Origin of the sequence: Nocardioides panzhihuensis, assembly GCF_013408335.1 — a bacterium.
Lineage (GTDB): Bacteria > Actinomycetota > Actinomycetes > Propionibacteriales > Nocardioidaceae > Nocardioides > Nocardioides panzhihuensis.
The window spans coordinates 5,610,143-5,633,525 of the sequence record NZ_JACBZR010000001.1; the positions used below are offsets into that span (position 1 = coordinate 5,610,143).

At 69.3% G+C, this 23,383-nt stretch carries 20 protein-coding genes; 14 read left to right on the plus strand and 6 right to left on the minus strand.

Annotated features, from left to right (window positions below):
* Positions 1-137 precede the first annotated feature (137 nt).
* From chvE to BJ988_RS26560, 4 genes are all read left to right on the plus strand, one after another.
* Positions 138-1,205: a multiple monosaccharide ABC transporter substrate-binding protein gene (chvE, locus tag BJ988_RS26545; RefSeq protein ID WP_179660833.1), complete on the plus strand. Its 1,068-nt coding sequence runs from the start codon at positions 138-140 to the stop codon at positions 1,203-1,205.
* Between the two features lie 99 nt (positions 1,206-1,304).
* Entirely contained in the window at positions 1,305-2,861 is a 1,557-nt protein-coding gene (gene mmsA / locus BJ988_RS26550) for a multiple monosaccharide ABC transporter ATP-binding protein (protein WP_179660834.1), read from the plus strand.
* Between the two features lie 6 nt (positions 2,862-2,867).
* Positions 2,868-4,241 carry a multiple monosaccharide ABC transporter permease gene (gene mmsB, locus BJ988_RS26555; protein WP_246321581.1) on the plus strand — a complete coding sequence of 458 codons (1,374 nt, stop codon included), beginning with the start codon at positions 2,868-2,870 and terminating at the stop codon, positions 4,239-4,241.
* A gap of 211 nt (positions 4,242-4,452) precedes the next feature.
* On the plus strand, positions 4,453-5,328 hold the full coding sequence (locus tag BJ988_RS26560; protein WP_179660835.1) for a 1,4-dihydroxy-2-naphthoate polyprenyltransferase: 876 nt from the start codon (positions 4,453-4,455) through the stop codon (positions 5,326-5,328).
* 36 nt (positions 5,329-5,364) lie between these two features.
* On the opposite strand, the gene BJ988_RS26565 is transcribed toward BJ988_RS26560, so the two are convergent.
* The 3 genes from BJ988_RS26565 to BJ988_RS26575 all read right to left on the minus strand — a co-directional run bounded on the left by BJ988_RS26565 (position 5,365) and on the right by BJ988_RS26575 (position 8,189).
* Positions 5,365-6,375, minus strand: coding sequence for a type IV toxin-antitoxin system AbiEi family antitoxin domain-containing protein (locus BJ988_RS26565; RefSeq protein ID WP_179660836.1), 1,011 nt, complete (start codon positions 6,373-6,375; stop codon positions 5,365-5,367).
* 213 nt (positions 6,376-6,588) lie between these two features.
* Positions 6,589-7,854, minus strand: a complete 1,266-nt coding sequence (locus BJ988_RS26570; protein WP_179660837.1) for an MFS transporter — start codon at positions 7,852-7,854, stop codon at positions 6,589-6,591.
* 161 nt (positions 7,855-8,015) lie between these two features.
* Positions 8,016-8,189, minus strand: a complete 174-nt coding sequence (locus tag BJ988_RS26575; RefSeq protein ID WP_179660838.1) for a hypothetical protein — start codon at positions 8,187-8,189, stop codon at positions 8,016-8,018.
* Between the two features lie 470 nt (positions 8,190-8,659).
* On the opposite strand from BJ988_RS26575, the gene BJ988_RS26580 reads away from it, so the two are divergent.
* From BJ988_RS26580 to BJ988_RS26625, 10 genes are all read left to right on the plus strand, one after another.
* Complete coding sequence (locus BJ988_RS26580) at positions 8,660-8,926, plus strand: hypothetical protein (RefSeq protein WP_091043078.1); 267 nt, start codon at positions 8,660-8,662, stop codon at positions 8,924-8,926.
* Between the two features lie 39 nt (positions 8,927-8,965).
* Positions 8,966-10,240: a hypothetical protein gene (locus tag BJ988_RS26585; protein WP_179660839.1), complete on the plus strand. Its 1,275-nt coding sequence runs from the start codon at positions 8,966-8,968 to the stop codon at positions 10,238-10,240.
* Positions 10,237-12,960, plus strand: a complete 2,724-nt coding sequence (locus BJ988_RS26590) for an ATP-binding protein (RefSeq protein WP_179660840.1) — start codon at positions 10,237-10,239, stop codon at positions 12,958-12,960. Before BJ988_RS26585 ends, BJ988_RS26590 begins: the two co-directional genes overlap by 4 nt.
* Entirely contained in the window at positions 12,960-15,104 is a 2,145-nt protein-coding gene (locus tag BJ988_RS26595) for a hypothetical protein (protein WP_179660841.1), read from the plus strand. The genes BJ988_RS26590 and BJ988_RS26595 overlap by 1 nt, the downstream gene beginning before the upstream one ends.
* Positions 15,104-15,643, plus strand: coding sequence for a hypothetical protein (locus BJ988_RS26600; protein ID WP_179660842.1), 540 nt, complete (start codon positions 15,104-15,106; stop codon positions 15,641-15,643). The genes BJ988_RS26595 and BJ988_RS26600 overlap by 1 nt, the downstream gene beginning before the upstream one ends.
* A 12-nt stretch (positions 15,644-15,655) precedes the next feature.
* Positions 15,656-17,617 (plus strand): peptidoglycan DD-metalloendopeptidase family protein, encoded by a 1,962-nt coding sequence (locus BJ988_RS26605; RefSeq protein ID WP_246322173.1) that lies wholly within the window; start codon positions 15,656-15,658, stop codon positions 17,615-17,617.
* Between the two features lie 147 nt (positions 17,618-17,764).
* The gene (locus tag BJ988_RS26610) at positions 17,765-18,802 is read left to right on the plus strand and encodes an AMP-binding protein (RefSeq protein WP_179660844.1); all 1,038 of its coding nucleotides are present in this window, start codon (positions 17,765-17,767) and stop codon (positions 18,800-18,802) included.
* A complete protein-coding gene (locus BJ988_RS26615; RefSeq protein WP_246321582.1) occupies positions 18,799-19,767 on the plus strand; it encodes an o-succinylbenzoate synthase in 969 nt (322 codons plus the stop codon). The genes BJ988_RS26610 and BJ988_RS26615 overlap by 4 nt, the downstream gene beginning before the upstream one ends.
* A gap of 90 nt (positions 19,768-19,857) precedes the next feature.
* Positions 19,858-21,462: a 2-succinyl-5-enolpyruvyl-6-hydroxy-3-cyclohexene-1-carboxylic-acid synthase gene (gene menD, locus BJ988_RS26620; RefSeq protein WP_179660845.1), complete on the plus strand. Its 1,605-nt coding sequence runs from the start codon at positions 19,858-19,860 to the stop codon at positions 21,460-21,462.
* A gap of 34 nt (positions 21,463-21,496) precedes the next feature.
* A complete protein-coding gene (locus BJ988_RS26625; protein WP_179660846.1) occupies positions 21,497-21,868 on the plus strand; it encodes a hypothetical protein in 372 nt (123 codons plus the stop codon).
* Positions 21,869-21,877: 9 nt separating this feature from the next.
* Here BJ988_RS26625 and BJ988_RS26630 read toward each other — a convergent pair whose 3' ends face one another.
* The 3 genes from BJ988_RS26630 to BJ988_RS26640 are packed head-to-tail and all read right to left on the minus strand — an operon-like array spanning position 21,878 to position 23,300.
* Positions 21,878-22,450, minus strand: a complete 573-nt coding sequence (locus BJ988_RS26630) for a TIGR03086 family metal-binding protein (RefSeq protein WP_246321583.1) — start codon at positions 22,448-22,450, stop codon at positions 21,878-21,880.
* Positions 22,447-22,935 (minus strand): SRPBCC family protein, encoded by a 489-nt coding sequence (locus BJ988_RS26635; protein WP_179660847.1) that lies wholly within the window; start codon positions 22,933-22,935, stop codon positions 22,447-22,449. Before BJ988_RS26635 ends, BJ988_RS26630 begins: the two co-directional genes overlap by 4 nt.
* Positions 22,932-23,300 (minus strand): ArsR/SmtB family transcription factor, encoded by a 369-nt coding sequence (locus BJ988_RS26640; protein ID WP_179660848.1) that lies wholly within the window; start codon positions 23,298-23,300, stop codon positions 22,932-22,934. Before BJ988_RS26640 ends, BJ988_RS26635 begins: the two co-directional genes overlap by 4 nt.
* Between the last annotated feature and the right edge of the window lie 83 nt (positions 23,301-23,383).

A 23,383-nucleotide genomic window follows, 5' to 3' on the forward strand; every position in this document is an offset into this window, starting at 1 on the left:
GGCAGCCTGTCCCGATGTGAGCGTTCACATCTGTGATGTGGCCCACCTGGAATCCGGCCCGTGCGCCGGTCTCCGGCACCCCCCGACAGCGGCGCGTGGATCTACCGACGTGGCCGTAGATGAAATGGAGCAGGTAAGTGCGCAAGGTACTCACCACGATCACCGCGGCGGCGCTTGCGCTCGGCCTGGCGGCATGCGGCGGCGACGGCGGCGGCGAGGGCGGCGACAAGGGCACCGTCGGTGTGGCCATGCCGACCAAGTCCTCGGAGCGCTGGATCGCAGACGGCAACAACATCAAGAAGCAGCTCGAGGCCGAGGGCTACAAGGTCGACCTGCAGTACGCCGAGGACGACATCCCGACCCAGGTCTCGCAGGTCGAGAACATGGTCACCAAGGGCGTCGACGTCCTGGTGGTCGCCGCCATCGACGGCACCGCGCTCGGCGAGGTCCTCGAGACCGCTGAGTCGCAGGACATCCCGATCATCAGCTACGACCGCCTCATCCGCGACACCGAGGCCGTCGACTACTACTCGACCTTCGACAACTTCCAGGTCGGTGTGCAGCAGGCCACCTCGCTCGTCGACGGCCTGAAGGCCAAGGGTGAGGGCCCCTACAACGTCGAGGTCTTCGGTGGATCGCCCGACGACAACAACGCGACCTTCTTCTGGGAGGGCGCCATGTCGGTGCTCGAGCCGCTGATCAAGTCCGGCGAGATCGTCATCCCCTCCGGCCAGACCGACTTCAAGCAGGCCGCGATCCTGCGTTGGGACCCCGCCACGGCGCAGAAGCGCATGGAGGACATCCTCACCAAGACGTACGCCTCCGAGAAGGTCCAGGGCGTGCTCTCGCCCTACGACGGCCTCTCGCTCGGCATCATCGCTGCCCTCAAGGGCAACGGCTACGCCACCGCCGACCTGCCGGTCGTGACCGGTCAGGACGCCGAGGTGCAGTCGGTGAAGTCGATCAACGCCGGTGAGCAGTACTCCACGATCTTCAAGGACACCCGCGAGCTCGCCGAGGTCACCGTCGACATGATCGTCGCCGTCGGCGCGGGCGAGGAGCCCGAGGTCAACGACACCGAGACCTACGACAACGGCAAGAAGGTCGTTCCGTCCTACCTCCTCGACCCGGTCGTGGTCACCAAGGACGACGTCTCCAAGGTGCTCGTCGACTCCGACTACTACACCGCCGACGAGATCAAGTAGCGTCCGCGCGGCTGGGCCCGGCGACTGCGCCGGGCCCAGCCTGTCGGGCCCTCCCGCGAGCGCCAGGTCAGCCTCACGGGCCGAAAAGTCAGGAACGACATGACCCTTCGACAGGCTCAGGACATCGCCTCACCGATCCTGGAGATGCGCGGCATCACCAAGGAGTTCCCGGGCGTCAAGGCGCTCGCCGACGTCAACCTCGTCGTCAACCGCGGTGACATCCACGCGATCTGCGGTGAGAACGGCGCCGGCAAGAGCACCCTGATGAAGGTGCTCAGCGGGGTCTACCCCCACGGCACCTACAGCGGCGACATCGTCTTCGAAGGCGAGACCGCGAAGTTCGGCAACATCCGGCAGAGCGAAGCCGCCGGCATCGTGATCATCCACCAGGAGCTCGCTCTCATCCCCGAGCTCTCGATCGCCGAGAACATCTTCCTCGGCAACGAGACCGCCAAGCGCGGCATCATCGACTGGAGCCGCGCCAACCGCGAGGCGATCGACCTGCTCGCGCGGGTCGGCCTGCGGGAGAACCCGCTGACGCCGGTGAAGAACCTCGGCATCGGCAAGCAGCAGCTGGTCGAGATCGCCAAGGCGCTGAGCAAGGAGGTCAAGCTCCTCATCCTCGACGAGCCGACCGCCGCTCTGAACGACGACGACTCCCAGCACCTCCTCGCGCTCCTGAAGGGCCTGAAGGAGAAAGGGATCACCTCGATCATGATCAGCCACAAGCTGAACGAGATCGAGCAGATCGCCGACGAGATCACGATCATCCGCGACGGCCAGAGCATCGAGACCCTGTCCGTCGCCGACGGTGGCGTGGACGAGGACCGGATCATCCGAGGGATGGTCGGCCGCGACCTCGAGAACCGCTTCCCCGACCACACCCCCGCCATCGGCGACATCCTCTTCCAGGTGCGCGACTGGACCGTCATGCACCCCCAGGACAGCCACCGTGAGGTCATCCGCCAGGCCAACCTGTCCGTGCGAGCCGGCGAGATCGTCGGCATCGCCGGGATGATGGGCGCGGGACGTACGGAGCTGGCTCGGTCGATCTTCGGGCGCTCCTACGGCTCGCGGACCTCCGGAACGCTGATGCTCGACGGCGAGGAGCTGACCCTCAGCACGGTCACCCAGGCGATCGATGCCGGCATCGCGTACGTCAGTGAGGACCGCAAGGGCCTCGGGCTCAACCTCATCGACGACATCAAGACCTCGGTTACCGCCGCCGCGCTGAAGAAGCTGCGCTCCGGCCTCGTCGTCGACGAGCACAAGGAGGTCGTGGTCGCCGAGGGATACCGCAAGAACCTCAACATCAAGGCGCCTTCGATCACCGCCGGCGTCGGCAAGCTCTCCGGCGGCAACCAGCAGAAGGTGGTGCTGTCCAAGTGGATGTACACCGACCCGAAGCTGCTGATCCTCGACGAGCCGACCCGAGGCATCGACGTCGGCGCCAAGTACGAGATCTACGGGATCATCCAGGAGCTCGCCCGCAGCGGTCGCGGCGTACTGGTGATCTCCTCCGAGCTGCCTGAGCTGCTCGGTCTGTGTGATCGCATCTACACGCTCGCCGAGGGCGTGATCACCCATGAGTTCGACCGCTCAGAGGCCACCCAGGAGTCCCTGATGCGCTATATGACCGCGGACGCGAGGAAGTAGCACCCGATGAATGCCCTGCTCAACACACTGCGCGGGAACGTCCGCCAGTACGGGATGATCATCGCTCTGGCGGCGATCGTCATCCTCTTCCAGATCACGACCGATGGCGTGCTGCTCAAGCCGCTCAACGTGTCGAACCTTGTCGTCCAGAACGCCCAGATCCTGATCCTGGCCATCGGGATGGTGATCGTGATCGTGGCGCGCCACATCGACCTCTCGGTCGGCTCCGTGGCCGCCTTCGTCGGTGCCGCCTCGGCGATCATGATGACTCAGTACGACTTCCCGTGGTGGCTGGCCGTCTTCCTCGGCCTGCTGATCGGCGCCGCCATCGGTGCCTGGCACGGGTTCTGGGTGGCGTACGTCGGGATCCCGGCGTTCATCGTCACGCTGGCCTCGATGCTGCTCTTCCGCGGTCTGACCCTGGTCGTGCTCAAGGGCGCGACCGTCGGTGGTCTGCCCGAGCAGTTCAAGGCGATCGGCAACGGCTTCCTGCCCGAGATCGGGCCGGACACCGGGTTCCACAACCTGACGCTTCTCATCGCGGTCGCCGCCGTCGGTGTGTTGATCTTCCTCGAGGTCCGTCGTCGCAACGCCCAGACGGCCTACAACTTCGAGGTCCTGCCCTTCCCGCTCTTCGCGGTGAAGCTGGCGCTGCTGACGATCGTGATCATGTACTTCGCCTACCTGCTCGCCGATGCGCGCGGCCTGCCGATCGTCGGCCTGATCCTGGCGGGGCTGATCGTGATCTACACGTTCATCATGAACAAGACCGTCTTCGGTCGACACGTCTACGCGATCGGCGGCAACGTCGACGCGGCCACGATGTCCGGCGTCAACACCAAGCGTGTCGACTTCCTGGTCATGACGAACATGGGTCTGCTCGCTGGTCTGGCCGGTCTGGTCACGACTGCCCGTCTGACCGCCGCGAACCCCAAGGCCGGCGTCAACTTCGAGCTCGACGCGATCGCGGCCGCCTTCATCGGTGGCGCGGCCGTCACCGGCGGTGTCGGCACTGTTGTCGGCGCGATCATCGGTGGTCTCGTCATGGGTATCCTCAACAACGGCATGTCGCTGCTCGGCGTCTCCATTGACTGGCAGCAGGCGATCAAGGGCCTGGTGCTGCTCCTCGCCGTCGCGTTCGACGTATGGAACAAGCGTCGCACCGCCGGGTCCGGTGGAGCCGGTGCCGAGTCTGCCGAGCCCAGCGCTCCGCCGCCGGACAAGCTGGCCGAGGAGATCGAGGCCATGGAGACGACCGGAGCGAGGTCGAGCGGCGAGCTTGCTCGTCCGCTCGCGCCGAGCGAGGGAGTGACCGCGCGAAGCGCGGAGGCGGAGCTGAGCGTCGACTCCGTCGACTCCGACGATCCGCCGAAGACCTGATCCATCCCCATACCCCCACCCCGCGACCCCTGCCTCCCCCCGGGCAGGGGTCGCTGGGTTTCGGGGCGGGCCTGCGGCTCGGGCGGGCGTGGGCTCGTGTAACACGCTGTTCGTAGGTCTATCCGGTCGTTTCGAACGGGCGAGTAGTCCTACGAACGACGTGTTACATCCCCGCGGCACTCGCAACGAGCCACCGGTGTTGAATAGCGGGGTGGCAACTTCCGCTCAGTGGCTCCAGGGAGCCCGTCCTCGCACACTCCCCGCGGCGCTCGCGCCGGTCATCGCCGGGACAGGGGTGGCTGCGTACGCCGGTGGGTTGGTCTGGTGGAAGGCGCTGCTCGCCCTCGTCGTGGCCCTCGCGTTGCAGGTCGCGGTCAACTACGCCAACGACTACTCCGACGGGATCCGTGGCACCGACGACGAGCGCGTGGGTCCGCTCCGGCTGACCGGCTCCGGTCTCGCGACTCCGTCATCGGTCAAGCGCGCGGCGTTCATCGCCTTCGGGATCGCCGCGGTCGCGGGGCTCGTGCTGGCGTTGACCTCAGCGTGGTGGCTGGTCGTGGTGGGCCTGGTCTGCATGGTCGCGGCCTGGTACTACACCGGCGGCTCACACCCCTACGGCTACGCCGGCCTCGGCGAGGTCATGGTCTTCGTCTTCTTCGGGCTCGTCGCCGTCATCGGCACCACGTTCGTGCAGACGCAGACCTGGGAGTGGGGCGCGCTGTGGGCCGGTGTCGGCATCGGCGCCGTCACCTCCGCGCTCCTCGTCGCCAACAACCTCCGCGACATCCCCGGCGACACCGAGTCCGGGAAGATCACCCTCGCCGTCCGCCTCGGCGACGCCCGGACCCGTTGGCTCTACGTCGCCCTGGTGGCCGTCGCCGCCGTCTCCGTCGTGCTCGTGGCTCTGACGACGTCCTGGTGGGCTCTGTTCGGTCTCGGTTTCCTCGTCGTCGCCGCTCAGGGCGTCCGCACCGTCCTCGACCGCGCCAACCTCGGCCCGCGTCTTATCCCCGTCCTCCAGCAGACCGGGCTGGCCACCTTGGTGTGGGGGCTGCTGGTCGGCGTACCCCTGTTGTTCGTCTGAGCTCGGTCAGCTCGGGGTGTCACGTCCTAGACGGCGTCAGGCTGCCTTCGAACGCCGTACGCGGAACCGTTCCAGGTCTGAGATGTCGGTGCCGAAGGCGCGGCACGTGGTCAGGTACTCGCGGCTCAGGCGGTCCTTGAGGTAGTTGCGGTTGCGACCGAAGAGATCCGCCCATTCCACCCGTGACATGCCGAGGTGGAAGCCGTGGGCCCAGGCCTGGCGGGTCTTCTCCTCGGCGAGGATGTCGTCGACCGAGCGGAGCGCGAGACCGCCCTCCGCGGCGGGCACGTACTTGCTGCGGCCGTCGAACTCGAAGATGTGACGGCCCACCCGCAGGTCGAAGCGGGCGGTCCGTACGCCGTCCGTGATCTCGAACTGCGTCTCGACGCCCGCGAGTCCAAGCTCTTCGAGTACGTCCCGCGTGAGTGTCTCCCCGACCGACTCGGATCCCGCGTCGGAGAGCTCGATGGCCGATTGCGCCTGCCGCCGGTTCGGCCAATGCTGCATGTGCTCGAGGACCTCGTGGAGCTCGCTGACCGAGGCGCCCATCCGCCGAGCGGAGTCGACGGCGACTACCCCGTACGGGCGGCCGTGCTCGCGGGCGATGTCGACGGCCGTGCGGGCGGGTCCGAGGACCTCGAACCCGTTCGCCCGCACCACCTGGCCATCGAGGTAGGGAGCGAGGTGATGCTTCACGCCCCACTTGTTGTGGGTGCCGACGACGGGGTGGCGAGTGACGTGTGTCTGAGGCTTTCGAGGCAGGAGGATGCCCAGCTCGAGCTCGAGCGCCGCGGTGTCATGGCTTCGCACGAACGGAACGGTGATGGCGGCGCACGCGGCTCGGTCGCGAAGCCGTTGCCGGTCGGTGGGCAGCGTGATGCTCTCGACGTACGCACGTTCGGCGTAAACGCCGCGACGTACGACCGTCCAGTCTCCGCACCGGACGTATCGGCAGATCGTGTCGAGGTCGAGACCTGCCGCGAGGGCCTGTCGCCGGGTGATGAGTCCGTGATTCGCGGCCATCGTCGCCTGGACGTGCGGGTTCATACGGCCCAGCCTGTAACCCGCCGCCGACGCTTGTCGGTGCCTGACGGCGCTCTGTGGATAACCCCGGTCCGGCGGCGGGCTGTGGATAGTTGCTGGCCCGGGGTGGCGGCTCGCGAACGTGTAACACGTTGTTCGTAGGACTATCCGGTCGTTCCAATAGGGCGAGTAGACCTACGAACGACGTGTTACACGGGAGCAGCTACACGGGAGCAGCTACACCGGAGCAGCGACAGGCTGAGCGCGCCGGGCGAGGTAGCGCTCGGAGGCGCGGGCGGAGGGGTGGACGCCGATCGCGGCGATGACGATGATTCCCGCGATGATGGCCCAGCCGAGGTGGCCGAGCTCCATCGCCAGGAACGTGTACGCGGCGGGGGCCCATACGGTGCCGAGGGTGTGGCCGACCTGCGCGGCGCCCTGGTAGTCGCCGCGGTGCTCGGGGTCGGAGAGGTCGGCGATCAGACCCCATTCGCCGGCGGACTGGAAGAGCTCGGCGCCGGTGACGGTCACGTGGCCGACCCAGACCAGGGCGATCGTGATCAGGCCGGCGGTGTCGTGGGTGACCGCGATGATGGCGCAGGAGACGAGGAAACAGAGCGCGCCTCGGCGCTCGGCCTTCAGCGACGTCGCGACGTCGGTCACCCCACGGGCCGTGATCACCTGCAGCCCGACGGCCATGACGGTGTTCGTGCCGAACAGCCAGGCCAGCAGGACCCGTGGCGCGTCGGTCTCCTGCACCAGCCACAGCGGGATGACGACGTTGAGCAGGACCTGGTGGCTGCCGAGGACTCCGTTGAAGAACGTCGTGGCGAGGAATGCGCGGTTGCGCAGGGCGCCGAGGCGGTCGCGTACGTCCCTCTTCAGGTCGCCGGGCGAGGCAGCGGCGGCGAGGCGGGGGAGCCGTGAGATCCAGTAGGCGTTGACCAGGAGCACCACCGCGGTCAGCACCGGCACAGCCTTGATCAGGGTGTTGGAGTCGGCCGCCAGGGCGAGGCCGCTGGCGAGTGCGCCGAGCGTGTAGCCGACGTTGCGGGCAGCGCGCATGTAGGCGAACGAACGCACCCGGGTCGCCGCGGGGAAGACCGAGATCCGGTAGGCGTCGCGACCCGACCGCTGCCACGATGAGGCGAGCGCGAGGAGGACTTCGACGGCGACGTACGCGGCGAAGTTGCCGACCAGCACCCAGGCGCCGAACAACAGCGCCTGCAGGACGGCACCCGCGATCCAGCTGAACCGGGTGCCCAGACGATCCGCGAGTCGGCCCAGGGGGACGGCGAACAAGAAGGTTGCGACGCCCGCGATCGTGAGACCGAGGCCGACCTGTGCGGCGGAGAGGCCGACGATCTGGGTGAAGAAGACCGCCGAACCGGTGAGAAAGGTGCCTTCGGCGAAGGCCGACAGCACCGACTGGTACGACATCGCCCGGATGAGCGGGTCGTCTGAGAGGACCTTGTCCCTCAACCGGATGAAGCGAGAGGACAAGGCGACTCCGAACTATCTTGACATCGAGACAAGCGCAGTCTTGTCATCGCCTGGTCCGACGTCAAACAGTTATCCGTGCTGGTCGGTCCCCAAGCCGCGCAGCCAGGAAAAAGGAGTCCATCGCGCCGACGCCCGTGCGTCGGCGTAGGTCGCGGTCGAGGTCAGTTGGTGGAGCCCTCGATGGTGCCGATCACGCCGCCGAAGACGTCGGTGGTGACGCCCCAGATGCCGCCGGCGATAGCCGAGATCGTGCTGGTCAGCCCTTGCGGATCGGTGAACAGCCAGAATCCGACGAACAGAACGCCGATGACGATGAAGATCTTCTTCTTGTCCATGTGAGCTCGTCCTCCCGAGAAATCCGATTGAAATTTATGTAAATTCGCGAACCCGGACGCAAGCGCGCGAAATTCGCGAGAATGCACCGGGATATAGATTCCCCGAAGTAGGGCTCCCCCCGCAAGAATACGGTCAAGGAGACCACTGAGCGGGACGGCGTGTTGCCCAACGGTCCGGTGGGTGGCATGAACCGGGCAGAGCGGGGGAGTCGCGGGGCCCGCTGCGCGCGCCACAGGTACGTGTCGTCAGGTGGAACGAGGTGCGCGGAGGCGGTCTGAGGACTACGCTCGTCTCACATGGCGGTGGCGTTTGTCCAGAATGCCGATGCCCGGGAGTTTGCGTCAGTGCGCGGGAGGGGCAGAGGCGCCTCCACCCACCGGTGCCGCATGGGGCTGCGCCGGACGGGACAACCGAATACTTCCGGACGTGTCCGGCAACAACACCTCACCTCGGGAAAGGGAGCAGAACAATGGCACCGCACCAGCTGATTCAAAGTACGACGCAAGCCGCCGAGTATGGCACCGGCGGCCTGGCCGAGTGGATCACCGACAACATCATCACGCTTGTCGTCCTGATCCTCGGCGTCACGGTCCTGTGGGCTGCCCGCAGCGGCAACATCTCGAAGGCCGTCACGATCGTCGGCGGCCTGATCATCGGTCTCGGCGTCCTCGGCCTGGCCGTGGGCAACAACGCCACGGACCTCGGTCAGTGGATGGCTGGTCTCTTCAAGGGGTGAACCCGGTCCCGTTAGCTAACCCAGGGAGGGATCTCGGGGATGAGGCTGCCTGACGACGACGAGCTGTACGAGGTCGACCAGACCTATCTCGGTCCTCCTCGTCGCTACATCGGGGAGATGCGTTATCGAACCATCTTCCTCTTCCTGGTGATCGCACCAGTGACGCTTGTGCTGCTGCGCAAGCTCGGCATGCCGGTGACGCTGCTCAGCATGGGCCTGTGGCTGCTCGGCGCCTCCTACCTCTCGATGAAGGCCTCCGACTACATCAGCGCGGAGAGCTCCGCCGGCGCCTGGCTGATGACCTTCTGGCACGAGCTGACCACGCCGCGCCTGGAGACAGGCGCACAGTACGCAGGAGGTGCAGCGGTCGCCTTCAGGCACGCGACGAGCCCGCGGGGCGGCTGGGCGAAAGCCATGCGCCGCCCCGGTCGCCGGTTCGCGCAGCAGCCCGGCGCCGCCGCCTCGCCGAGACTGCTTCAGGCGACCGTCGTCGCCTCGGCCCCGGGCGCCCCGTCGCGACCGGTGCGCGGCAAGGCCGCGCCGGTGCGACCGGTGATCGAGGCGAAGATCGTCGAGGAGCCGCTCCCGGCCAAGCTCAGGGTCCAGCCCGAGGCCCAGCCCTCGGCGCGGCACCAGGTCAGCGGCGTACGTCCCGCGAAGGGTGGCTGGTCGAGCCGGCCGTCCTCGTCGCCGCGAGAGCCCCGCGACGTTCCGTGGAAGGGTGGCGCGCCGTGGCAGGCCCGGCAGGACCAAGAGCAAGAGCAGGAGAAGGCCGCCACGCCCCCGCAGCCGTCTCCTGAGCCGACGCGGACCTCACAGCAGCCCCAGGCCCCCGAGCCAGAGGCCGAAGCACCGACCACGCCTGCCGCTCCACCAGCGCCACAGGCCCCGGCAGCGGAGCCTCCCGCCCCCGCTGCGCCGCCGGCGCCGCCCGTGACCCCGCCGGCCACGCCGCAGCCCGCCCCGCCGGCCACGAGATCCACCCCGCCGGCCCCGCAGCCTGCCCCGCCTTCAGCGCCGCCACCGCCTCCGCCGCCCGCCCAGAGGTCGAAGGAGTCCAAGGAGTCTGTCCCGAAGCCCATGCAGAAGCCCGCGCAGAAGCCCGCCCGACTGCCGCTGTCGCACGCGATCCGGCCGGCCGTGGTGATCGCGCCGGAGCCGGGGTTCGACGGGTTCGACGATGAACCCTCGGGCCGCACCCGGCCCAGAGACACTCAGGACGAGCAGGCGTCGCCCGACGAGCGACCGCAGAGCACGGACGACTACCGCAAGCGCCTCGACGGCGACGCACCCAACGACGGAGGAACCGCATGAGGCGGCCGCGAACGGAGCGGGCCTACGGGCCTGGCTTCGAGAAGCCCAAGGCCGGACGCAGAAGCGTCTTCGGCCGGGGCGGCGACGACTCGAAGGGCGTCCATCAGCCCCGAGGGGAAAAGTGGGCGCTGGAGGAGGTGCGTGGTCACCTGACCTTCACCGGCGACCGCATCATCGCCTGGTATCTCGCCGAGCCACAGACCTGGTCGTTCCGTGCCCACGCCGACCTCGAGGCGCTGATCACCGACCAGGCCAGCCAGCTGGCAGACCTGGTCGGCAACACCGTCCACGGCCGCGTCACCACCCGCCCCTATCCCGTACGTCACTGGGCGCATGCCGCGTTCGCGAACGCTCCCGACCCGCAGCCCGGGTTCGAGGAGATGATGGCGCGCAACCAGGCCCACATGGCTGCCCACAGCCAGGCCGACAAGCTCGTCTACTACGGCATCGACCTCGGCCGGCGCGACGCGACGGTGAGGACGCTGGCGAAGTTCTCCGCCGGTGCCGCCGAGCGTGAGATGGCCGCGATCAGCGAGCGCCTCGACACGGTCAACCGGGTGATGTCGCGACCGGGTTTCTCGGCACGTCCGGCGGTCGGCCACGACATGGAGTGGATGATCGCCCGTTCGCTCTCGCTGGGTGCCAAGATCCCCGTGCCCGAGCCGGGCGAGGCCCAGCAGAACTTCCTCGACACCGACGACATGGCGGAGTGGTTCGAGTCGGTGGCGTGGTCGGCCGAGCCCTTGGCGCCGACCGTGCAGGTCACCAGCAGCATCGGAGGCCGCCAGGAGACCAGCCACGTGTGCGTGCTGACGGTCTCGCGGATCGGCGACATCGAGGTTCCGGAGACCCACGCGCCGTGGATGGCGAAGACCGACGCGCTCGGCTTCCCGGTCGAGTGGTCCTTCCGGGTCGAGCCTCGCTCGCCGGAGGACGTCTCCCGCGAGATGGCTTCCTTGACCCGCCGCATCGACGGCCAGGTCAGCCACTGGTCCGACGACCACGGCAAGCGGCCTCCCAAGCAGCTCACCCGCCAGGCGGGACGAGCCGCCGACGTCGAGGACGAGATGCGCTCGGAGTTCACGGGCCTGTCCACCCGGACCAGGGGCTGGTACCGGATCGCCGTCACCGGCCGCAGCGAGGCCGAGGCGCTCGACAAGGCGCAGAAGGTGGTCGACCTCTACCGGCCGCAGATCAAGATCACCCGCCAGCTGGGGCAGTACCACCTGGCTCGCGAGTTCGTCCCGGGCGAGCCGCTCGCGTCGACCGCCCACGCCCGGAAGTTCCCGGTGCTCAAGGTCGCAGCCGGGCTCCCGGCGGTGACCGCAGAGGTCGGCGACAAGCGTGGCTTCTATCTCGGTGAGACCTCGGCGATGGCGTCGCGAGCGGTGCTGATGGACCCGTGGTACCTGACCGAGGTCATGGAGCAGGCCGGCCTGATCCCGCTCATCGGCACGCCCGGTTCGGGCAAGTCGACCCTGATGGGCGTCGTCATCTACATGTCGATCCTGTCCGGCATCCACGGTGTCGCGATGGACCCGGCGGGCCGGCTGCAGCGGCTGATGACGCTGCCCGAGATCGGCGGCGGCCTGCTCAACGGCCAGCAGCTGCGAGCACGCGCCCGCAGCGTAGACGTCCTGGGCGGACGCCCGGGGTCGCTCTCGCCCTACGCCGTCGTGCCCGACCCCAACCCGGAGCTGATCCGGGCCGAGGCGATGTCGGACCACGAGTTCGCCGAGCGGCTCCACCGGGAGCGGTCGGCCGCCGTGCAGCAGCGCCGCGACCTGACCGTCTCCGTGCTCCGCTCCTGCCTCCCGGTCGGGTTGTCCAACAACGAAGAGGTGCTCAAGCGCATCCGTGCCCGCGTCATGGAGGCGCCGGCCGACCGCGGCGCCGACACCTCGACGATCGTGAAGATGCTCTTCGAGGGCGACAACGGCGACCACGAGATCGCTCGAGAGCTCGCTGCCGCCCGCGAGCGCGAGCTCGGCCGCCTCTTCTTCGGCAACGACTTCCTCCAGTCCGACGAGGAGCTGAAGGGCACGCCGTTCACCTTCTACAACCTCAAGGGCCTCAACACCCCGCCCGAGCACGTCTCTCGCGAGGAGTGGAGCGCAGAGGAGCAGATGGCGCGCCCGATCATGACCCTCGCGGCCTGGTCCGCGCTGCACCTGATCTACCGCAGCGATCCCAACGATCGAAAGCTGTTCGCGCTGGACGAGGCCCACGAGGTCACCCAGGCCTCTGGCGGCACGGGTCGCGCCCTCGTACACAAGCTCTCCAGCGACTCCCGCAAGAACAACTGTGCCGCGCTGGTCTCCACCCAGAACGCCTCCGCGATCCTGGGCTCCGACATCAACAACTTCGTCGGGGCGGCCTTCGTGGGACGTACGCAGGACGAGAGCGCCCAGCGTGACGCGCTCAAGCTCCTCGGCAAGCCCGAGGGCCTGGGCTATGAGTCGATCCTGGCGCGGCTCTCGCCGCGGACCAGGCGTGGCGACGAGCAGCTGGGCTACCGGGAGTTCATCTACCGCGACGGTCTCGGTGGCGACACCGGCCATGGCGGCATGGAGATCATCAAGGTCACCCTCAACCACCACCCGGGTCTGCAGGAGGCGCTCAACACCACCGCCGACCCCACCCGCCGCGTCAGCCGGGCCATCAGCGGCGGGCCGGCCGATCGCTCCGAGACCGATCCTTCCGGGGACGGGATCGGCTGATGTCGCCGCGCCCCGACACGCCTCCGCCTGGCCGCTCCGGCGGCTCGACCAGCGGATGGCGGCGCCGTGCGGGTGCCCTCGCCGTACTCGTCCTGGCTCTGCTGTCCCTGGCCGGGCCGGCGGCTGCGGGGCCGAAGGGGATCGACATCCCGATCCCGTTCGACCCGACGGGTGGGCTCTCGGGTGTGAGCGATGCGTGCAACAACCTGGATGCGCCGATGCCGGCCTCTCCCTATGGCGACGGCAGCTTCATCGTGCGGATGACGGCGTTGGGAGCGGCGTCGAGGGCGGGCACGGAGCTGAACGACCCGAAGAAGATCGACGACGAGCTGGACCCGTTCCGCAACAAGGACGAGGTCTCTCTGGAGTCGGCGTACGGGACCTCGCCGCAGTGGTGGACCTATGACAACGGGTGCACCGGGCAGTTCATCGCCGGGGCCGGCACCTCGCTGGGCAACATCCTGCTGGAGATCTCCGGGATCCTGCCGAACTGGTCCCATGCGCTGTTGAACGCGGTGATCGGGGAGAACTCCTTCCTCAAGACTCTCGACGGGCCGATCGTGGCGGCGTCCAAGGCGGTCACCGACGGGGTGTGGGCGCCGTGGGTGAGCGTCGTGCTGCTGCTGGTGGCGGCGACGGTGATGATCCGTGCGCGTGATGGCCGGTTCTCACGGGCGGTGACCGCGGCAGGCTGGGCTCTGGGCGTGCTGGTGGTGACCTCGTGGTTGATCCAGTATCCGGTGGAGTCGACCCGGTTGGTCGACGACGGCGTGCGGTCGGCGACGGGGATGATCGCGACCGGGTTCAACGACGGCCGGACGGTGCCGGGGGTCAACGACGACAAGTTCGGCGAGACCGACGCGGTCAAGGCCATCGACAGCCAGATGGACGACGTGGTGCGCTCGACGCAGTACCGCACCTGGCTGGCGGGCGCGTTCGGCGACCCGGACTCGGCCACGGCGAAGCGGTACGGGCCGAGGGTGTTCCGGTCCACGCACTTCTCGTGGCAGGAGTACGACGCCTACCGCAAGGACCCCAACGGGGACGGCAAGAAGGTCTTGGAGGCCAAGCAGGACGCGTTCAAGGAGCATGCCGAGGCGGTCAAGAAGTCCGATCCGGTGGCGTATGAGTACTTCAAGGGCGAGCACTGGTCCCAACGGGCGACCACGGCGTTGGTGAACCTCGCGGTGGTCGTGGTGGTGTGCGGATTCTTGCTGGTCGCGGGGTTGGCGATCCTGCTCTCGTTCGCGCTGATCAGGTTGATCGTGCCGTTCGCGCCGGCAGCCGGGGTGCTGTTCATGCTCGACCACACCCGAGACGCGGCCGTGGCGATGCTCAAGCGGGTGGTGGGTCCGCTGGTGATGGGCCCGATCTACTTCCTGGTCGCGCTGCTCCTGCTGCGCTTCGACTCGGCGATCTTGACCACCGACATGTGGTTCGTGCTCAAGCTGGGGCTGATCGCGGTGCTGACCGTGCTGGCCTGGCGACTCACCCGCCCCGCTGCGTACGGGATCCCGATCCCGGGCATGGGCCGACTGAGCTCGATGCTGTCCTCGTACGTCGGCGCCCGGACGGGCACCGAGGCCGGGGTCCGCGACGCGACCTCCGACCCGCAGCCAGCTGCCGGCGGGACCGGGTCCGTCACGAGCCCGGGCGGTGTCTACATGCCCGGTCACGAGCTGACCGGCAGCCGGCCGACGATGGTCGCCGAGCAGGTGCCGGGGCAGGCGCCGGTGACGGCCGCCGGAGCACTGGGAGCCGGGGCGAGCGCGAGCGGCTCGGCGGCGTACGCACTGGGCTCCTCGGCGGGCGACAAGGACGGTGAGCAGGTGGCCACGCAGTGGATGGACTCGCGCTCCGCCGAGCGCGACGAGCCGCCCTCCCGCGACGAGGCGACCCGCGGCCGCGCCGGGCAGGTCTACACCCAGGACCGCCCCGAGGCGCCGAGCCCCGTCGACTACACCTCCGGTTCCTACGCCGATCGCGAGCCGGCGCCGCCGCGACAGTCTCCCGTGGCGGAGGCCAACGTGGACTATGACTCGGACGGCAACCCGGTCTTCGTCATCTACTCGCCGAACGGGAACCGCTCGGTGCCCGTCGACAACGGTTCCAGCTGGCGGCCAAGTGAAGGAGAGTCCCGGTAGTGCGGTCGACAACGACGCGTGGTGTGCTGTGGGAGGTCATCGCGCCGCTGCTCAGGTGGCCCATGAGGTCGCCGTTCCGGTTCTTCTCGGTGGCTGTCGGCATCGTCTTCGTCATCTGGGGCATCGCCCAGTGGAGCGACGCTCCCGACGCGGAGCCTGCCGCGCAGCCGGAACGCGGGGCTTCCGCCTCCGCCTCGGCGGGCGCCAGCGGATCTGCCGGCGCGTCCGTTGCTCCGGTGCCGGACCCGGGTGCCGCCGCGACCAAGTTCGTCACCGCCTGGGCGCGCCCCGACCTGACCAGCGAGCAGTGGTGGGCCGGGATCAACGCCGCCAACCCTGACGAGTCGCTGGCCCAGGCGCTGGGCCCCACCGACCCCGCCACGGTGCCGGCCACGAAGGTCGTCGGTCCGCCGAAGGTGCTGGAGCAGAACGACTCCGAGGCTCGCGTCGAGGTCGCCACCGACGGCCCCAAGGTCATCGTCTACCTGACCCTGATCGGCAACGTCTGGTACGTCGCCAACATCCTTCCGGGAGGTTAGACCGTGCCTGCCATGCTGATCGCCAAAGCACGTCTGATCTGGGGGCTCGTGGCCGCTGCGGCCACGCTGGTCCTGGTGATCACGGGTGCCTTGGTGATCCTGATCGGGGGCTTGGCGAGCACCGAGCAGAGCAACCAGGACCAGGCCGAGTCGGGCTGTATCGGCGGGACCAACGCGATCCCCACCGGCGGCGGGGTCGGTGTCGACGGTGAAGAGGCGGAGGGCAGCGTCTCAGGGTTCACCACCGAGCAGGTCCAGAACGCCCGCACGATCGTGGCGGTCGGCAAGCAGGCCGGCGTCCCGGCGTACGGGTGGGTGATCGCCCTCGCGACCGCGATGCAGGAGAGCACCCTGCGCAACGTCAACTACGGCGACCGCGACTCGGTGGGCCTCTTCCAGCAGCGTCCGATCTCCGGTTGGGGTTCGGTCGCCGACATCATGAACCCGGTCAAGTCCGCCCAGGCGTTCTACGGCGTGGCCGCCCACACCGGCAACACCGGTCTCCTGGACATCGCGGGCTGGCGCAAGATGCAGGTCACCGCGGCCGCCCAGGCGGTGCAGCGATCCGCCTTCCCGCTCGCGTACGCCCAGCACGAGGACGAGGCGCGCGCCCTCGTCGCCGCGCTCGCCGACGGGGTCTCTGCCGCGGACCTGACGGCCACCGCGACCGACGTGTCCTGCACGATCGGCATGGCCGGGATCAGCACCTCCGTCGTACGTCCCATCCAGGCCGGCCTCGCGCTCGACAACAACAACTACGGCAACTCCGGCTCCAACTGGGCCAACATGCACACCGGCAACGACTACTCCTCGCCGTGCGGCACGCCGGTGCAGGCTGCGCACGGCGGCACCGTCGTGATCGAGTCCGGCGGCGGCTGGGGCTGGTCGGGCCGCTGGCTGCTGAAGGTGCAGACGGCGCCGGGCAACCTGACCACGTGGTACGGCCACATGCAGTCGCTCTCTGTCAGTCCGGGCCAGCGGGTGAAGGCCGGACAGGTCATCGGACAGGTCGGCAGCGAGGGCAACTCGACCGGCTGCCACCTCCACTTCGAGGTGCACCCGCACGGTGGCGGCTATCTGCAGGACCAGGTCGACCCCGCGGCGTGGCTGACGAAGAACATCGGCAAGACCCTCGAGGCGACCAAGCAGGTCGCCGGGCTGCCCGGCGTGGGACCGCGCGGCGCGGGCCAGCCGGCCGCCGCTCCGGCAGCCGTCTCCGGCCCGCAGGTGCGCATCGCGCAGGCCAACATCAAGGTCTCGATGTCCCGCTCTCGATACCGCTCCGACCTGGCGAAGGTCATGAAGCACGGGCCCGACTTCGTCTCCCTGAACGAGGCCCAGTCACGCTCGGTCTCGGACATCTCGGTGCGGGGCTACGGCTCCTACCGCGCCTCGGCGGACGAGTACGGCGCCCGCAGCCAGGCCCTCAGCCCTGTGGTCATGTGGCGGACCGACCGCTGGGTGGCGGTCGACAAGGGCGTCGTCCAGCTCACCAAGCCGGTCACGGGGGTCAAGAACGACAATCGGTACGCCACCTGGGTGGTCCTGGCGAGCAGCGACGGCTCCGGCCGCATCTCGGTCATCTCGACCCATGCGATGACCTCGCCCGCCAGGAGTCCCCAGGCGCGTAAGAACGAGGCCCAGCGCGGTTTCGCGAAGCTCGCCGGGCTGGCGCAGGGGCTGCAGAAGTACGGCCCTGTGCTCGTCGCCGGTGACCTCAACTCTCCCTACCCCCGCGGCGGCGGCGACGGGGATCCGTGGGGGCCGAAGCCGCTGATGACCAAGGCCGGGATGACCTCCTCCTTCGAGACCCTCGGCGCGCCCCCGCAGGGCTGGGCGACCCACGACGGCGGCGGCACCATCGACTGGCTCCTCGGGTCGAGTGCGACCGCCTCCTCCACGCGCCACGCGACGTTCAGGCTGGAGTCCGACCACCACGGACTGGTCGCCGACTACAAGATCCGCGGCCAGTAGCGGCGCCTGAGTCACGTGTAACACGTCGTTCGTAGGACTACTCGCCCTATGTGAACGACCGGAAAGTCCTACGAACAGCGTGTTACACCCCACGAACCTCGCCATCCCACTGCGAACCCCCACCCCGCAGGAGATAGCGTTTGCCTCATGAACGACGCGGCAGGACGGGCTGAGAAGGCCGTCGCCGCGATGGCCGAATGGCTCGCCGGAGGCGGCCCGGAGCACTGGGTCGTGGAGACCTCGGGGTCGACGGGCAGGCCCAAGCGGGTGATGTTGTCGCGGGCGGCCGTGAAGGCGTCCGCAGCGGCGTCTGCGCGACGCGTCGGGGCGAGCGGACAGTGGCTGCTGACGCTCCCCGACTCGTACGTCGCCGGGGCCAACGTGATCGCCAGGTCGCTGCTGGCCGGGCACGAGCCGGTGATCGCCGCGGCCCACGGGTCCTTCGCCGACGCCGCGGCGGCGATGGCGGCCGGGCCGGGCTTCGTCTCGTTGGTCCCGACCCAGCTGCACCGGATCCTCGAGTCGGGCGGTGACGACCTCGCCGCGCTGGCCGGATTCCACACCTTGCTGCTCGGCGGCGGCCCGATCGACCCGTCGCTGCGGGCCCGCGCCGAGGAAACCGGGGTGGACGTCGTCGCCACCTACGGCTCTGCCGAGACCTGCGGTGGCTGCGTCTATGACGCGATGCCGCTGGACGGAGTCGGGATCGCGATCGGCACCGACGGGCGGGTTCGGATCAGCGGCCCGACGCTCTTCGACGGCTACCAGGACGACCCCGAGCAGACCACGAACGCCCTGGTGGACGGCTGGTTCCTCACCTCCGACGCCGGCACCCTCGACGAGGACGGCCGGCTCAGGATCCTCGGTCGGGTCGACGACATGGTGATCACCGGTGGGGTGAAGGTGCCGGCGGCGCTCGTCGCCAGAAGGCTCCGCGAGCACCCGGCGGTCACGGCCGCGGAGGCCCTCGGCACGCCCGACGACGAGTGGGGTCAGCGGCTGGTCGCCTTCGTCGTCGGCGACATCGACGCCACCTCCGCCCGGGACTGGGTCGCCGCGGAGCACCCCCGCTCCTGGGCCCCACGGGAGATCGTCACGCTCGACGAGATCCCGCTGCTCGACAACGGAAAACCCGACCGGCAGGCCCTGCTCGCGCTGGCCGCGACCAACCAGGGGGCCCGATGACCGACCGGATGCACGTCTTCTCGCTCCCGATGACCACCCGGTTCCGCGGGATCACCGAGCGTGAGGGCCTCGTCTTCGAAGGCGCCGGGGGATGGGCCGAGTGGTCGCCGTTTCTCGACTACGGCACCCCCGAGATCGAGCCCTGGCTGCGCTGCGCCGAGGAGGCGGCTGCGGGGGACTGGCCTACGCCCGTCCGTGAGATCGTGCCCGTCAACGCGACCGTTCCGGCCGTCGGACCGGAGCGCGCCCACGAGATCGTGACCCGCTCCGGGTGCGCGACGGCCAAGGTCAAGGTCGCCGACCCGGGGCAGAGCCTGGCCGACGACATCGCCCGCGTCGAGGCGGTCCGGGACGCCCTCGGCCCCGCCGGCAGGGTGCGGATCGACGTCAACGGGCTCTGGGCGGTCGACGAGGCGATCGCCGCGATCAGGGTGCTGGACAGCGCTGCCGGTGGCCTGGAGTACGTCGAGCAGCCCTGCCCCACGGTCGAGGAGCTCGCCGAGGTACGCCGCAAGGTGGCGGTCCCGATCGCCGCCGACGAGTCGATCCGGCGGGCTGCGGATCCCTACCGCGTACGCGACCTCGAGGCCGCCGACGTGGCCGTGCTGAAGGTGCAGCCGCTGGGCGGCGTACGCGCCTGCCTGCGGATCGCCGAGGACATCGGCTTGCCGTGCGTGGTCTCCTCGGCGCTGGAGACCTCGGTCGGCATGGCGGCGGTGATCGCGCTCGCGGCAGCGCTGCCCGAGCTTCCCTACGCCTGTGGGCTCGGCACGATCTCGATGTTCACCGAGGACATCGCCGCTGCGCCGCTGCTTCCGTCCGGTGGGGTGCTGCCGGTGCTCCCGGTCTCGCCCGTGCCCGAGCGGCTGATCGCCGACCCGCGGCTGCGGGCCGCTCCGGAGCGTACGGAGTTCTGGCAGCGGCGGCTGGCGGACGTCCTCGCCTACCGGGAGACGCTCCGGTGAGGGACGATGCCCCAGGGGTCACCCCGCGTCGCCCGGCACCCGCGCGGATGATTGGCTACGTGATCGGTCAGGCCGACGAAGGGAGGGCGTGTGGCCACGGCTACTGAGCAGGCCCGCACGGTCGTGACCGCGCTTCTCGCGGCGCGGGTCACCGACATCGTGATCGCCCCGGGATCACGCAACGCACCGTTGTCGTTCGCCGTCTTCGACGCGGCACGAGCGGGGCTGGTGCGCCTGCACACCCGGATCGACGAGCGGTCTGCCGGCTTCTTCGCGCTCGGCCTGACCAAGGTCGGCTCGCGCGCGGCGGTGATGTGCACCTCCGGCACCGCGGTCGCCAACCTGCACCCGTCGGTGCTCGAGGCGGCTCATGCGGGCGTGCCGCTGGTCGTCGTCACGGCCGACCGCCCGGTGCGGCTCCGTGAGACCGGCGCCAACCAGGTCACCGACCACGTCGGCATCTTCGGCCGGCTCGTGGAGACGCTCGACCTGGCCGAGGCACCGGCCGAGGCCGACCTCGCCGCGCTCGACGCCGCGCGCGGCCCCGTCCACTGGAACGTGCAGCTCGACGTCCCGCTGACCCCACCCGACCGGTGGGAGCCGCCGGAGGTCGAGGTGCGTCCGGTGCCGGTACGTCCGGAGCTGATGATCCACGAGTCGATCCCGACCGGCGCCGGCACGCCGCGCACGGTCGTCGTCGCCGGTGACGACGCCGGTCCACCGTCTCGCATCCTCGCCCAGGACGGTGGCTGGCCGCTGCTCGCCGAGCCGTCCTCGGGCGCCCGCACGGGCGCCAACGCCCTGCGCTCCTACCGGCTGCTGCTGGAGTCACCGCTCGCCGAGCGGATCGAGCGCGTCGTCGTCTACGGCCACCCGACCCTCTCCCGACCCGTCACCGACCTGCTCGCGCGTGCGGACGTCGAGGTCATCGCGGCTCCGGTCGACGGGGTCTGGCCCGCGCGCCCGTTCCGGGTCGACCGCACGATCCGCACCAGGCTTCACGTCGAGGGCGAGCCCGATCCGGAGTGGCTGGAGGAGTGGCAGGAGGCCGACCGCGCCATCAGTCGCCAGGTGGACAGACTGCTCCGCGAGCAGCCGGAGATGACGGCGTACGACGTCTCTGCCTGCGTCGCTCGCGCCCTCCCCGACGGTGGCCTGCTGATGCTGGGCCCCTCCAATCCCGTACGCGACCTGGACGTGATGATGCGCCCCAACCGCGTCGGCGGGCGACGGAAGGTGCTGGCCAACCGTGGCCTGGCCGGCATCGACGGCATCGTCTCGACCGCGATCGGCGCTGCTGTCGGGCGACGCTCCTCGACGCGTGCGCTCGCGCTGATGGGGGACGTCACCTTCCTGCACGACTCAGGGGGCCTCCTGCTGGGCCCCGACGAGGTTCGTCCCGACCTCACCATCGTGGTCGCCAACGACGACGGCGGCTCGATCTTCGCCTCGCTCGAGCAGGGCGCCGACGACTACGCGGACAGCTTCGAGCGGCTCTTCGGCACCCCGCACGGGACCTCGCTGGAAGCGCTCTGCGCCGCCCACCGCATCCCGCACCTCGCGGTCACCTCCGTGCCGGAGCTGGAGGCAGCCCTCGCTTCACCCAACGGCGGTATCGAGGTCGTCGAGGCCGTCGTCTCCCGGGACGGCCGTCGGGACCTCGACCTCGCGATCCGCGGCCTCGCTCGTTCCTGACTCCGGGACCGCGCGAGACTGGCAGAGTGAGCGCGTGAGCGAACAGGCGCAGCCGCAATGGCCGACCGTGGTGCCCTACGTGGAGTCCTACTCAGGCGCGACTCGGGTGATGACCCTGGAGCTGGCATCCACGGCGAAGGAGAAGTTCATCGCCGCGATGCCGCCGATCGTGGCGATCGACGGGCGTGACTACTGGGTCTACTGGGGTCAGGTCAGCTTCGAGATCCCCGCGGAGCGAGCATGCCATGTCAGCGTGCGCTGCGAGGGCGGCCAGAGCGGCGGGCAGCATTCGCAGGATCTCGGATTCCGCGCCGCATCCGCACTGCTCCCGCCCGGCGCGGAGCCGGTGCGGATGCAGTATCTGTGCCACTTCAGTTCCGGCGTCGGAACGATCACCGTGTCGTGATCAAGAGGCTCAGCCCTTCCAGTAGGGGTCTCGGCCGATGAAGCCGAGGAGCTGCTCCTGGGGAGGGGCGCCGGTGCGGACCTCGAACCTGGGGCCGAACTGGCCGGAGGCGCGCATCGCGTCCTCCATCGCGGTCGCGCCGGCGAGCATTCCGGCGGCACGCTCGGAGCCGAGGTCGAAGTCGCGGCCGAGGGCTCGGGAGAGGTCCCAGGAGTGCATCCAGATGTCGGGGGTGTAGATCTCCGAGAGCGTCGCGTCGAGCGGCTTGTCGCCCATGTGCGGGTTGGAGGCCATCCGGCCCGCGGGGTCGTCGAAGAGGGCCTGTACGTCGGCGGTGTGGGTCTTCCAGGCGGCGGCCGGGTCGGCCGCGACGTCGAGCGGTGCCAGCTCCACGCCGGCCGACCCCTGAATGAAGCCGCGCGACCACTCGATCAGGTGTGAGACCACGTCCAGCGCGGTCCAGGCCGCAACCGGGCTGGGGCGGGTCCAGTCCTCGGCGGATCGGACGGAGTCGACGATCTCGGCGAATCGGGCCGCGTCGTACGCGTGCTGCTCGCGCGCGCTCAGATCGGCGACGCTCATGAGATCTCCTCGAGAAGGTCGTCGAGCTGCTCGTAGCCCTGGGTCACGCCCTGGTCCATGCCGCTGGACATGATCGCGGCCTGGGTCTCGAAGGACTCGACGACGCTGAGGCCGGTGAGGCGGGTGCGGCCGCCGGGGAGCGGCTCGAAGGTGAGGTACTCCAGAGAGGCGCCGTCGGGCGCGCCACGCCAGGTGAAGGTCTGCACGATGCGTTCGTTCTGGCGCACCTCGTGGAAGCTGCCGAAGAACTGGGTGAACTCGTCACCGTCACGCTCGGCCGAGTAGGCCCACGAGCCGCCGGTGCGGAAGTCCCACTGGGTGATGTTCATGCCGATGTCGCGCGGGCCGACCCACTTGGCGTACAGCTCCTTCTCGGCGTGGGCCCGGAAGACGAGCTCCGGAGGAGCGTCGAACTCGCGGACGATGGTGATCGTCGGTGCCTCCTTGGAGGCCTCGATCGTGGTCTCGTGCTTCGTGGTGGTCATGATGCGTCCTGTTCTCTTGATGGTCCTCGTGATGCTCTTCGTGGTGTGCTGTCCTGCATCTCCTCGAGCAGTGCGTCCAAGCGGCGGTAGCGCTCCTCGGCCTGCTGTTGGTATCGGTCGATCCACTTCGTCATGAGGTCGAACACCTCCGCTTCCAGACGTACCGGGGCGCGGCGCGACTCACGGCTGACCAGGCCAGCCTCTTCGAGCACCTTGAGGTGCTTGGAGACCGCCTGGAGGCTGACGTCGTAGGGCTCCGCCAGCTCGCCGACCGTCGCGTCGGCCGACGAGAGCCGGGCGACGAGGTCGCGCCGGGTCGGGTCGGCCAGTGCCGCAAAGACTCGGGACAGCCTGTCCTCGCTCATCAGCCGCTCATCTCCTGCCATTTCTCAACCATTTGGTTGATAAGAGCCTAGGTTGCAGATTCCTCGTTTGTCAACCGTTCGGT